This is a genomic window from Xanthomonas sp. WHRI 8393 (assembly GCF_040203315.1).
Taxonomy (GTDB): Bacteria; Pseudomonadota; Gammaproteobacteria; order Xanthomonadales; family Xanthomonadaceae; genus Xanthomonas; species Xanthomonas arboricola.
In genome coordinates, this window is the sequence record NZ_JBEGGL010000002.1 from 787,386 (window position 1) to 799,783 (window position 12,398).

A 12,398-nucleotide genomic window follows, 5' to 3' on the forward strand; every position below is an offset into this window, starting at 1 on the left:
GATCGCAACCATCCAAGGAGACACCACCGATGTTCGATACTGCCCTCAAGCTGGATTGCGCCGGTCGCGCGCTGCGACTGGATGCGCCGCAGGTGATGGGAATCGTCAATGTCACGCCGGATTCGTTTTCCGATGGCGGCCAGCACGCCAGCTGCGACGCCGCCATCGCGCATGGTTTGAGGCTGGTCGAGCAGGGCGCTGCGGTGCTGGATATCGGTGGCGAATCCACCCGCCCCGGTGCCACGCCGGTATCGCTGGAGGAAGAGCTGCAGCGCGTGGTCCCGGTGATCCAGGCATTGGCGCAGCAGACCACTGTTCCGATCAGCGTGGATACCTACAAGCCGGAGGTGATGCGCGCGGCGGTCGCGGCCGGCGCCGGCATGATCAACGACGTGCATGCGCTGCGCTCGCCGGGGGCGCTGGATGCGGCAGCCGAATTGCGGGTGCCGGTGGTGTTGATGCATGCACGCAGCGCGCCGCATGCGATGCAGGACGCGCCGCACTATGACGACGTGGTGGCCGAGGTGCATCGCTTCCTGGCCGAGCGCATCTTCGCGGCCGAAATGGCCGGGATCGACAAGTGCCGCTTGATCCTCGACCCGGGGTTCGGCTTCGACAAGACCACCACGCACAATCTGACCGTGCTGGCGCAGTTGCAGCGCCTGCAAGAGTTCGGTCTGCCGGTGCTGGCGGGGCTGTCGCGCAAGCGCAGCATCGGTGAGTTGACCGGGCACCAGCTCGCCGCAGAGCGCGTATACGGCTCGGTCGCCGCGCATCTGATCGCCGCCCAACACGGCGCGATGTTGCTGCGCGTGCATGATGTGGCCGCCACCGTGGATGCCCTGAAGGTGTGGAGCGCGATGACGGCGATTCCGCTGCCGCGCGTGAGCGCGCCTGCGGCACCGAGCATTCGCTGGCCGGGCGAGGACTGATGCCGGCCGACCGCCGCCCGCTGGCGATTGCGCTGATGGGGCCGACCGCCAGCGGCAAGACCGCGCTGGCACTGGACGCCGCGCAGCGCTGGAACGGCGAGATCGTCAGTGTCGATTCGGCGCTGGTGTATCGCGGCCTGGACATCGGCGCGGCCAAGCCGGATGCGGCGATGCGCGCGGCAGTGCCGCATCACCTGATCGATCTGCGCGAGCCCTGGCAGATCTATTCGGCGGCGGAATTCGCCAGCGATGCGCGGCAGGCGATCGAGCAGATCGTGGCGCGCGGCAAGCTGCCGATCCTGGCCGGCGGCACCGGGCTGTACTTCCGCGCCTTGCTGGAAGGGCTGTCGCAGTTGCCCGAGGCCGACCCGGCGGTGCGCGCGGCAATCGCAGCCGAAGCCGGCGAACTTGGCTGGGCGCGGATGCACGCACAACTGGCGGACGTCGACCCGGTCGCGGCGGCGCGCATCCACACCACCGATCCGCAGCGGATCCAGCGTGCGCTGGAGGTCTACCGCATCAGCGGCAGGCCGATCAGCTACTGGCAGGCGCTGCCTTCGGGTCCCCGTTTGCCGGTGCGGGTGCTGAAGGTGGTGCTGGCGCCGCGCGAGCGCGCGGTGCTGCATGCACGCATCGAGCAGCGCCTGGACACGATGCTGGCACAGGACTTCCTGGCCGAGGTGGAACGTCTGCGGGCACTGCCGCAACTGCGTGCAGTCTCCGCGCCGCTGGATCTGCCCGCAGTGCGCGCGGTGGGGTATCGCCAGGCCTGGGAGTACCTGGATGGGGCCGGTCGCCTGGCCGACTTTCGCGACAAGGCGGTGCAGGCCACCCGTCAACTGGCCAAGCGGCAGCTCACCTGGCTGCGTGGCGAGCTCGACGCGCGCTGGTTCGACCCGGAGCATGACCGCCAACGATTGGAAAGTGCACTTGTCGGCTTCCTCGGCCAACGTCCCGCTGTACGGCAGGCTTCAGGCGTGTAACATCCCGTTTCCGGGGCCGGCTGGGGATGGCAGGTGTCGACCGGGACTATAAGAACAATAATGAAGAGGAGTTTTCGATGGCTAAGGGGCAATCTTTACAGGACCCATTCCTCAACGCGCTGCGGCGCGAGCGGGTGCCGGTTTCTGTGTATCTGGTCAACGGCATCAAGCTGCAGGGCACGATCGAGTCGTTCGACCAGTTCGTGGTCCTGCTGCGCAATACCGTGAGTCAGATGGTCTACAAGCACGCCATCTCCACGGTCGTGCCGGCGCGCAATGTGCGCGTGGGACCGGGTGGTGGGTATGTGCAATCCAATGAAGGCAACCAGGCGGAAGATGACGACGTCGAGCAGTAATGGAGTAGTGCGTGTTTGATCGCTCACGCAAGGGTGAACACGCGTTGTTGATTCAGACCCACTCCGGTGGGCCTGCCGAAGAGGATGTGCTGGAGGAGTTCGCCGACCTTGCCAAGTCGGCGGGCGCCACGGTGGCGGCCACGCTCACCGCGCGCATCGACAAACCGAACCCGTCGACCTTGATCGGCAGCGGCAAGCTGGAAGAGATCAAGGCCGCCGCCGAGGCCACCGGTGCGGATCTGGTGTTGGTCAATCACACCTTGTCGCCCGGCCAGGAGCGCAATCTGGAGCGCTATCTGGAGCGGCGCGTGATCGACCGCACCGGCCTGATCCTGGACATCTTCGCGCAACGGGCACGCAGCCACGAGGGCAAGCTGCAGGTGGAGCTGGCGCAGTTGCGGCATATGGCCACCCGGCTGGTCCGCGGCTGGACCCACCTGGAACGTCAGCGCGGCGGCTCGATCGGCCTGCGCGGCCCTGGCGAAACCCAGCTGGAAACCGACCGTCGCCTGCTGCAGAAGCGGGTGGAGCAGTTGCAGCAGCGGCTGGAAAAGGTCGAGGTGCAGCGCACCCAGATGCGGCGTGCGCGCATGCGCAGCGAACTGCCGCGGATTGCGTTGGTCGGTTACACCAATGCCGGCAAATCCACGCTGTTCAACGCCTTGACCGGTGCGGAGGCCTACGTGGCCGACCAGTTGTTCGCCACGCTCGATCCCACCGTGCGCCGCATCGCGCTGCCGGGCGGCAGTGCGATCCTGGCCGACACGGTCGGCTTCGTGCGCGACCTGCCGCACCAACTGGTCGCCGCATTCCGTTCGACCTTGTCCGAGGCGCGCGACGCCGATCTGCTGTTGCATATCGTCGATGCGGCCGACCCGCTGCGCGAGGAACGCATCCAGCAGGTCGATGAGGTGTTGCATGCGGTGGGTGCGGGCGATCTGCCGCAGCTGCTGGTATTCAACAAGATCGACAAGATCGAAGGCGCGCAGGTGCGTCACGATGCGCAGGACGGCATTCCCGACCAGGCGCGGCGTGAGCGCGTGTGGGTCTCCGCGCGCGACGGACGCGGGCTGCAGGAATTGCAGCATGCGCTCGGGCAGCGACTGGACCTGCGCCATGTGACCGGGCAACTGCGGTTGCCGCCGTCGGCCGGCCGCCTGCGCTCGAAGTTGCATCAACTGGAAGTGGTGCGCGGCGAGCAGTCCGACGAGTACGGCTGGTTGCTGGAGGTCGACCTGCCGATGGTCGAGGCCGAGCGCCTGGCTGCCGGCGACGACGGTGCGCCACTGCGGGCGATGCTGCCCGATCGTCGTGAAGACTGGGAGTCGTGAGCGGCGCTGCACGGTCGGCTTGTGCCAGCCGTGCAGATCGCCGTTGTCGGTGCAGGCCGATATCTGCCGGCGGTGTGGCGATCGCGCTGGGTGACGGTGGGTTCTGTTGCTGGCGCGACCGAATGCGTGTCTGCAGCAGTCGTGCAGGCGTGAGAATGTCCGCCAGCCGCCGATATCCTTGCGATCCGGTTACCAGCGCAGCCGATGCCCGTTGCCATCGGCTGCACACCGCCACTGAACCTCGGCCACGTCGTCGCTGGCGCGGATTGGGCGCCAGCGCAGACAGGCGCGGCGAATTCGGCTAAAACGTCGGTTGCTCCTTCACTCGCCGTGCCCATGTCCATGTCCGCCGATTCCGAACTGCAGCAGCTGGCCGAACGCCTCGGTCAACAGCTGCTTGCCGCGCGCGAGCGCCTGGTCACTGCCGAGAGCTGCACCGGTGGCTGGATCGCCAAGGCAGTCACCGATGTGGCGGGGTCCTCGCACTGGTTCGATTGCGGCATGGCCGCCTACAGCTACGAGGCCAAGCAGGCCTTGCTGGGCGTGCGGCCGCAGACGCTGGAAGTGCATGGTGCGGTCAGCCGCGAAACGGTGATCGAAATGGTGTCGGGCGCGCTGGTCAATTCCGGTGCGAGCATCGCGGTGGCGGTGACCGGCATCGCCGGCCCGGGTGGCGGCAGTGAGGACAAGCCGGTCGGCACGGTATGGATCGGCTGGAAGCGGCGCGGCGGCTATGCCACTGCGCAGTTGTTCCAGTTCGCTGGTGATCGCGATGCAGTGCGGCGTCAGACCGTGGTTGCCGCGCTGCAGGGCTTGAGCGCACTGCTCTAATTCCGGCGAATCCGTCGACCGCTACGAGCTCGGCGCCAGGGCCAGCTGGCTAGGTGACAACCGTCTGCTCAATGCCGCGCTGTCCTACCAGGACTTCAGCGACTTTCAGCGCAGTCATTTCCTCGCAACCAGCTCCTGGTGGGTGCCATTCCCAGCGTGGTGTCGCGCGACATCGATACCGAACTGCTGCGGCAGGGCGTCATCCCAGGCCTGATGCGGCAGGGCGGGCTCAGCTACAAGGATGCTGCGTTTGGTCGCGATCCGCTGCTGCCCGGCAGTCTTGATTGTCTGGGCGCGCCGCGCACGTATGGGGTGACCTTGCGATTACGGGATGAAGGCTTGAAGACCTGGGCACGCCCTTGCCAAGCCACCAGGATGCAAGCGTAGGCGCAACCTCGGCTAAGCCGGCAAACGTCCATGACGCGACAGGCTGGTGCAGATCGGCTACAAACAAGGTCCCGTCTTCAACCCGCATGCCGATGCTTCCGCTGTTTGCTCATGCGTTGTTTTTGTCCGTACCGTGCCGATCTGCTGGCGATGTCCCGGTGTTGCCCGATGGCCTGCGCGCATCCGGCAGGCAACCGATGCCGGAGGCGGCCGCTCGGTGCGCCATCGTGTGCGCAAGCGATCATGCCGCCATGGCGGTTGCGCGTGGTCGTGCATGCTCAATGGGTGCGCGCAGCGACGGCACACATGCAGCGATGCACGTTAACGCCATTTGTCCTGTTGCCGCAGCGCGATCGCAGGCGGTGTGCTGATGTGGGAAGCGCTCGGCACCGTTCGGGACCTGGGGCGGCTGCAGGAAATCGCCGCGGTGCTGATCCGTTACGGATTCGGCGATGTGGTGCGGCGCATCGGGCTTGCCGACGTGCTCGAACGTGCCGGCAAGCTGCTGCACTGGCATAACGCCGAGGGCCGCCTGCGCATGTCCGCCGCGACGCGGGTGCGGCGCGCGCTCGAGGAACTCGGGCCGACCTTCGTCAAGCTGGGGCAGGTGCTGGCCACGCGTGTGGACCTGCTGCCGCCGGAGTGGATCGAGGAGCTGAGTGAGCTGCAGAACGCGGTGCCCGCGCTGCCGTTCGAACAGATCCGCCCGCAACTGGTGGCAGCCCTGGGCGCGGAGCCGGAAAGCGTGTTCGCACGCCTGGACGAGCAGCCTCTGGCTGCGGCATCGCTGGCGCAGACGCATCGCGCCTGGCTGGCCGATGGCACGCCGGTGGTATTAAAGATCCGCCGCCCCGGCATTGGCGATGTCATCGATGCGGATCTGCGCCTGTTGGCACGCCTGGCGGAAATCGTGGAAACGCGTGCTCCCGATCTCAAGCGCTATCGCCCCGCCGAGGTGGTGCAGCAGTTCACCGTCTCCCTGCGGCGCGAACTCGATTTCGCCGCCGAGTGCCGCAATGCCGAGCGCATCGCAGCCAATTTCGTCAACGACCCCCAGGTGGTGGTGCCGTCTGTCTATTGGCAGTGGACCTGCGAATCGCTCAACGTGCAGGAATTCATCGACGGCATCCCGGGGCGGGATCTGGTCGCCGTGGATGCGGCCGGCCTGGACCGCAAGGCGCTCGCACGCACCGGCGCCGGGATCGTGTTGAAGATGGTGCTGCAGGATGGCTGCTTTCACGCCGACCCGCATCCGGGCAATATTTTTTATCTGCGCGACGGGCGCATCGCCGTCATCGATTTCGGCATGGTCGGACGCGTTTCCGAGCAGCGCCGCTTCCAGGTCGCACAACTGCTGCATGGCATGGTCAGCTACGACGCCGAAGCGGTCATCGACGTACTGCTGGAGTGGGCCGGTACCAGCCTGGAAATCGATGAGTCGCGGCTGCAGCAGGATATCGGTGCCTTCGTCGACGAGTACCGTGGGGTGCCGCTGAAGGAGCTGCGCATCGGCGCGATGCTGGGCGATGTGACCTCGATCCTGCGCGATCACGGGCTGACCCTGCCGTCGGATCTGGCGTTGATGATCAAGGCGTTTCTGACGCTCGAAGGCATGGGACGCCAGCTCGATCCGGATTTCGACATGGCCACCGAGGCGCGCCCGTATCTCGAACGCGTGGTGCTGCAGCGTTATGCGCCCAGCGCAATGCTGCGGCGCAGCCGTCGCACCGTGACCGGCGCGATCGACCTGATCGGCGATCTGCCGCGCGACCTCAAACGGCTGCTGCAGGCCGCGCGGCGCGGCAAGCTGCAACTGCAGATCGAAACGCGTGCATTGCGCGAGTTCGGCGAGCAGGTCGATCGCGCGGCCAACCGGCTCACCATGGGGATCGTGACTGCCGCGCTGGTGATCGGCTCGTCGATCGTCATGAACAGTGTCGGGGGCAGTGCCAGCCGCTGGCTGCTCGCGTTGGGCGTCGGCGGGTTCATCGGTGCAGCCCTGTGCGGCGTCTGGATACTGTTCTCCATCTGGCGCAGCCGATGCTAAACGCGGCACGCGTGCCGACTCCGGTGGCTGCCTCGTGCCTAGCCAGCGACACGGCTATTGCGCAGGCGTCAGTTAGTAGTAATACTACTAACCATGGACCTGACCGATACCCAGCAAGCAATCCTGGCCTTGATCGCCGAGCGCATCGATGCAGACGGCGTACCTCCCTCGCAGACCGAGATCGCGCGCGCCTTCGGCTTCAAGGGTGTGCGCGGCGCGCAATACCATCTGGAGGCATTGGAGCAGGCCGGTGCGATCCGTCGCGTGCCCGGCCAGGCCCGCGGCATCCGTCTGGCCGGGCAGGGCGCCCAGTCGCGCACCCCGCCTGCCGCTGCAGGCGAGCCGGTGCGCGATGATGTGCTGCGCCTGCCGGTGCTGGGACGCGTGGCGGCAGGCCTGCCGATTGGCGCGGATATCGGCTCGGACGACTTCGTGGTGCTGGACCGGGTGTTCTTCTCGCCGTCGCCGGACTATCTGCTCAAGGTGCAGGGCGACTCGATGCGCGACGAAGGTATTTTCAACGGCGACCTGATCGGTGTGCACCGCACCCGCGACGCGCGTTCGGGGCAGATCGTGGTGGCGCGCATCGATGAGGAGATCACGGTCAAGCTGTTGAAGATCGGCAAGGACCGCATCCGCCTGCTGCCGCGCAACCCGGACTACGCGCCGATCGAAGTGTTGCCGGATCAGGATTTCGCGATCGAGGGCCTGTACTGCGGGCTGTTGAGGCCGAATCGTTGAGTACTGCGCCGATGGCCCCACTGGCGTTATCCCGAGCCGGTGCCGCAGGATTTCCCGCTGCCATCGCCATGGCCACCTCCCTAATCTGAGTGTGTCGCAGCCAGTCTCAGCCTGTGCGATACACCGCCGTTACATTAGCCCTACACCGAAATCACTGACAAGGATCACCCAGATGGATGAGAACAAGAAGCGCGCCCTTTCCGCCGCACTGAGCCAGATCGAGAAGCAATTCGGCAAGGGCTCGGTGATGCGCATGGGCGACCGTGTGATCGAGGCCGTCGAAGTCATTCCGACCGGCTCGCTGATGTTGGACATCGCACTGGGCATCGGCGGCCTGCCCAAGGGCCGCGTGGTGGAGATCTATGGTCCGGAATCGTCGGGCAAGACCACCCTGACCCTGCAGGCGATTGCCGAATGCCAGAAGAAGGGAGGCACCGCTGCCTTCATCGACGCCGAGCATGCGCTGGACCCGATCTACGCCGCCAAGCTGGGCGTCAATGTCGACGACCTGCTGCTGTCGCAGCCGGATACCGGCGAGCAGGCGCTGGAAATCGCCGACATGCTGGTGCGTTCCGGTTCGGTGGACATCGTGGTGGTCGACTCGGTCGCCGCGCTGACTCCGAAGGCGGAAATCGAAGGCGAAATGGGTGACCAGCTGCCGGGTCTGCAGGCCCGCCTGATGAGCCAGGCGCTGCGCAAGCTGACCGGCAATATCAAGCGTTCCAACACGCTGGTGGTCTTCATCAACCAGCTGCGCCACAAGATCGGCGTGATGATGCCGGGCCAGAGCCCGGAAGTGACCACCGGCGGCAACGCGCTGAAGTTCTACGCATCGGTCCGTCTTGATATCCGTCGCATCGGCGCGATCAAGAAGGGCGACGAAATCATCGGCAACCAGACCAAGATCAAGGTGGTCAAGAACAAGCTGGCGCCTCCGTTCAAGCAGGTCGTGACCGAAATCCTCTACGGTGAAGGCATCAGCCGCGAGGGTGAGCTGATCGACATGGGCGTGGAAGCCAAGCTGGTCGAGAAGGCCGGCGCCTGGTACAGCTACGGCGAAGAACGCATCGGGCAGGGCAAGGACAACGCGCGTGGCTATCTGCGCGACAACCCGCAGGTTGCAGTGCGGCTGGAAGCCGAGCTGCGTGAGAAGTTCCAGCCGGCCGAAGCGCCACGCGAAGCCGGCGACGACGTCGAGAAGGAATAACAGCAGCCAGGCAGTGCGAGCCCAGCCGTCATCAGGCAGGTGTCTCGGCAGCAGCGCGAACCGGGACGTCCGCGTGGGGCCACCCCGGTTCTGCCTACCGGCCGCGTCCGCCTGATGGCAGAACGGCAGCACTGACGGCTGTGGCAGGTTTTCTATCGCGGGGACGGCGGAGTCAGTGCCGTCGCTTCCCGCGGTAGATCTATTGAAGGCCAGGAGGGCAGGCGCCACGGACGGCGCATTGATGCTGTGTGGTTTTGGTACTCGGGACACCCACGATGGACGAGCAACAGCCCGCGCCAAAGCGGGGACGCCGGTTCAAGGAGCAGACGCCGGTACAACGCGCACTGGGATTGCTGGTGCGGCGTGAGCATTCGCGCAAGGAATTGAATCGCAAGCTGCTGGCACGCGGTATCGAGCCGGACGCTGCACAGGCGGCCGTGGAGCGCCTGGCTGAGGAGGGGTGGCAGGACGACACCCGTTTTGCGGCCTCGGTCGTACGCAATCGTGCAGGTTCGGGCTACGGTCCACTGCATATTCGCGCCGAGCTCGGAACCCACGGCCTGGACAGCGATGCCATCAGCGCCGCAATGGCGACGTTTGAGGGCGACTGGACCGAAAACGCGCGCGACCTGATCCGCCGTCGCTTCGGCGAGGAAGGGCCTACCGATCTCCCGCAGCGGCGCAAGGCCGCCGATCTGCTGGCACGGCGTGGTTTCGATGGCAACAGCATTCGCAGCGCCACGCGCTTCGACCTTGAGGACTGAGGGCGTCAGGCCTGCTACCCTTCGTGGTTTCAGGTTGTTCCGCTCATCTGCGCCCACATCTCATTGGGTGACCGGGACTGCCGCCCGCCCAATGCCAGCACATGAACGCATCCGCCAAATTCAGCACTTCCCAGATCCGTAGTGACTTCCTCGCGTTCTTCGAGGGGAAGGGCCACACCATCGTGCCATCCGCGCCGCTGGTGCCGGGCAACGACCCGACCTTGCTGTTCACCAACTCCGGCATGGTCCAGTTCAAGGACGTCTTCCTCGGCGCGGAGAAGCGTAGCTACGTGCGCGCGGCCGACGTACAGCGCTGCCTGCGTGCCGGCGGCAAGCACAACGATCTGGATTCGGTGGGCTACACCGCGCGCCATCACACCTTCTTCGAGATGCTGGGCAACTGGTCGTTCGGCGATTACTTCAAGAAGGACGCCATCAGCTGGGCCTGGGAGCTGCTGACCCAGGTCTGGAAGCTGCCGGCGGAGCGGTTGCTGGTCACCGTCTATCACACCGACGAAGAAGCCTTCGCGCTGTGGCGCGACATGATCGGCATTCCGGAAAGCCGCATCGTGCGCATCGGCGACAACAAGGGTGCGCCGTACGCGTCGGACAACTTCTGGCAGATGGCCGATACCGGCCCGTGCGGCCCCTGCACCGAGATCTTCTTTGATCATGGCGACCACATCGCCGGTGGCCCCCCGGGCTCCCCGGACGAGGATGGCGACCGCTTCATCGAGATCTGGAACCTGGTGTTCATGCAGTTCGATCGCCAGCCCGACGGCACCCTGGTGCCGTTGCCGGCCCCGTGCGTGGATACCGGCATGGGCCTGGAGCGCCTGGCTGCGATCCTGCAGCACGTGCATACCAACTACGAGATCGATCTGTTCCAGGCCTTGATCGGCAAGGCCAGCGCGCTGACCGGCGTCACCGATCTGGAGAACAAGTCGCTGCGGGTGATCGCCGATCACATCCGCGCCTGTTCGTTCCTGATCGTCGACGGTGTGCTGCCGTCCAACGAAGGCCGCGGCTATGTGCTGCGCCGGATCATCCGGCGTGCGCTGCGCCACGGCTGGATGCTGGGGGTACGCCAGCCGTTCTTCAGCAAGATGGTGCCGACCCTGGTCGAGCTGATGGGCGAGGCCTATCCCGAACTGGTGGTCGCGCGGGAGACCGTCGCGCGCGCACTGCTGGCCGAAGAAGAGCGTTTTGCCGAGACGCTGGACGCCGGCATGAAGATCTTCGACGACGTTGCTGCGCGCTCGCAGGAAGTGATTCCCGGCGCCGATGCGTTCCGCCTTTTCGATACCTACGGGTTCCCGGTCGATCTGACCTCCGACATCGCACGCGAGCGCGGCTTGCGCGTGGACATGGAGGGCTTCGAGTTCGCCATGGAGCGTCAGCGCGAGACCGCGCGTGCCGCCGGCAAGTTCGGTGGCGGCGTCGCATTGCCGGCCGATCTGGTCGCCACCATGTCGCCGACGGTGTTTCTGGGCTACGAGGCCTACGATGCCGATGCACTCAAGGTCGTGGCGTTACTCAAGCAGGGCCGTCCAGTTGAACGCGCGGAAGCCGGCGACGAGGTCATCGTGTTCACCGACCGCACGCCGTTCTATGCCGAGTCCGGTGGTCAAGTCGGCGATAGCGGCCAGCTGAGCGGTAGCGATGTCTCCATCGAGATCACTGACACCCAGAAGTTTGCCGGTCAGTTCCATGGCCATGTCGGGCGCATCACCGAGGGTGCGCTGGCATTGGGCGATGTGCTGGCAGGCGGCATCGACGTGCAGCGTCGCGGCAAGACCATCCTCAACCACTCGGCCACGCATCTGCTGCATGCGGCCCTGCGCGAGGTGCTGGGCACCCACGTGCAGCAGAAGGGTTCGCTGGTTGCACCGGACCGCTTGCGGTTCGACTTCTCGCACTTCCAGCCGATCACGCCCGAAGAGCTCGCCGTGATCGAACGCAAGGTCAACGCCGAGGTGCGCACCAACCACAGCGTGGAAGTGCACAACATGGCCATGCAGGAGGCGCTGGATTTCGGCGCGATGGCGCTGTTCGGCGAAAAGTACGGCGAGAACGTGCGTGTGCTGAAGATGGGCGGTTATTCCACCGAGCTCTGCGGCGGCACCCATGTCACCCGCACCGGCGACATCGGCTTGTTCAAGATCACCTCCGAGGGCGGTGTGTCCTCGGGTGTGCGTCGCATCGAGGCGGTGACCGGGCAGGGCGCGCTGGACCATGTCGCCGATGAGGAACGACGTCTGCTTGAGGCGGCCAGCCTGCTCGGCGGCAATGCCACCGAGGTGGTCGACAAGGTTCGCGCGCTCACCGAACGGCAGAAGCGGCTTGAGCGTGAGCTGGAGTCGCTCAAGGCCAAGCTGGCCTCCGGCGCAACTGCAGACCTGGGTTCCAGCGCGGTCGATGTGGCAGGCGTCAAGGTGGTCGCCGTGCGTCTGGAGGGCTTCGATGCCAAGGCGTTGCGCGATGCGATGGATCGCCTCAAGCAGCAGCTGGGCGATTCGGTCATCGTGTTGGCAGGCGCGGCTGCCGGCAAGGTTGCGCTCGTTGCCGGCGTGAACGGCAGCCCAACTGGCAAGGTGAAGGCGGGGGAACTCCTCGGCCATATCGCCAGTCAGATCGGGGGCAAGGGCGGTGGTCGTCCGGATCTCGCCCAGGGTGGTGGCGAGGATGGTCCCGCCCTTGCGACCGCGCTGGAAGGCGTGCCCTCCTGGGTCAAGCAACACTTGGGCTGAACACTTGTCCTGGTATGCCTTGCTGCTTGGCAGGGTGTCCCGCTACCATTTCCGGTCTATTCCCTTTAC

The 12,398-nt window shown here is 65.8% G+C and carries 11 protein-coding genes; all 11 read left to right on the forward strand.

What is annotated here, in order from left to right; genetic code table 11:
* The first annotated feature begins 29 nt into the window (after window positions 1-29).
* A complete protein-coding gene (gene folP / locus ABQ137_RS09515; RefSeq protein ID WP_349782165.1) occupies window positions 30-932 on the forward strand; it encodes a dihydropteroate synthase in 903 nt (300 codons plus the stop codon).
* Window positions 932-1,915 (forward strand): tRNA (adenosine(37)-N6)-dimethylallyltransferase MiaA, encoded by a 984-nt coding sequence (miaA, locus tag ABQ137_RS09520; RefSeq protein WP_024939577.1) that lies wholly within the window; start codon window positions 932-934, stop codon window positions 1,913-1,915. Before folP ends, miaA begins: the two co-directional genes overlap by 1 nt.
* 77 nt (window positions 1,916-1,992) lie before the next feature.
* A complete protein-coding gene (gene hfq / locus ABQ137_RS09525) occupies window positions 1,993-2,271 on the forward strand; it encodes an RNA chaperone Hfq (RefSeq protein WP_005915027.1) in 279 nt (92 codons plus the stop codon).
* Window positions 2,272-2,282: 11 nt separating this feature from the next.
* The gene (hflX, locus tag ABQ137_RS09530) at window positions 2,283-3,602 is read left to right on the forward strand and encodes a ribosome rescue GTPase HflX (protein WP_054591128.1); all 1,320 of its coding nucleotides are present in this window, start codon (window positions 2,283-2,285) and stop codon (window positions 3,600-3,602) included.
* A 336-nt stretch (window positions 3,603-3,938) separates the two neighbouring features.
* Entirely contained in the window at window positions 3,939-4,433 is a 495-nt protein-coding gene (locus tag ABQ137_RS09535; RefSeq protein ID WP_039515969.1) for a CinA family protein, read from the forward strand.
* 138 nt (window positions 4,434-4,571) lie between these two features.
* The gene (locus tag ABQ137_RS09540; protein WP_146091078.1) at window positions 4,572-4,820 is read left to right on the forward strand and encodes a hypothetical protein; all 249 of its coding nucleotides are present in this window, start codon (window positions 4,572-4,574) and stop codon (window positions 4,818-4,820) included.
* Between the two features lie 370 nt (window positions 4,821-5,190).
* Window positions 5,191-6,867: a 2-polyprenylphenol 6-hydroxylase gene (gene ubiB / locus ABQ137_RS09545; RefSeq protein WP_349782168.1), complete on the forward strand. Its 1,677-nt coding sequence runs from the start codon at window positions 5,191-5,193 to the stop codon at window positions 6,865-6,867.
* A gap of 93 nt (window positions 6,868-6,960) precedes the next feature.
* Entirely contained in the window at window positions 6,961-7,608 is a 648-nt protein-coding gene (gene lexA, locus ABQ137_RS09550; RefSeq protein WP_102256348.1) for a transcriptional repressor LexA, read from the forward strand.
* 172 nt (window positions 7,609-7,780) lie between these two features.
* Window positions 7,781-8,815, forward strand: a complete 1,035-nt coding sequence (recA, locus tag ABQ137_RS09555) for a recombinase RecA (RefSeq protein ID WP_016904265.1) — start codon at window positions 7,781-7,783, stop codon at window positions 8,813-8,815.
* A gap of 275 nt (window positions 8,816-9,090) precedes the next feature.
* Window positions 9,091-9,579 carry a recombination regulator RecX gene (recX, locus tag ABQ137_RS09560; RefSeq protein WP_024939583.1) on the forward strand — a complete coding sequence of 163 codons (489 nt, stop codon included), beginning with the start codon at window positions 9,091-9,093 and terminating at the stop codon, window positions 9,577-9,579.
* Between the two features lie 101 nt (window positions 9,580-9,680).
* Window positions 9,681-12,329 (forward strand): alanine--tRNA ligase, encoded by a 2,649-nt coding sequence (gene alaS, locus ABQ137_RS09565; RefSeq protein ID WP_184434290.1) that lies wholly within the window; start codon window positions 9,681-9,683, stop codon window positions 12,327-12,329.
* Window positions 12,330-12,398 lie beyond the last annotated feature (69 nt).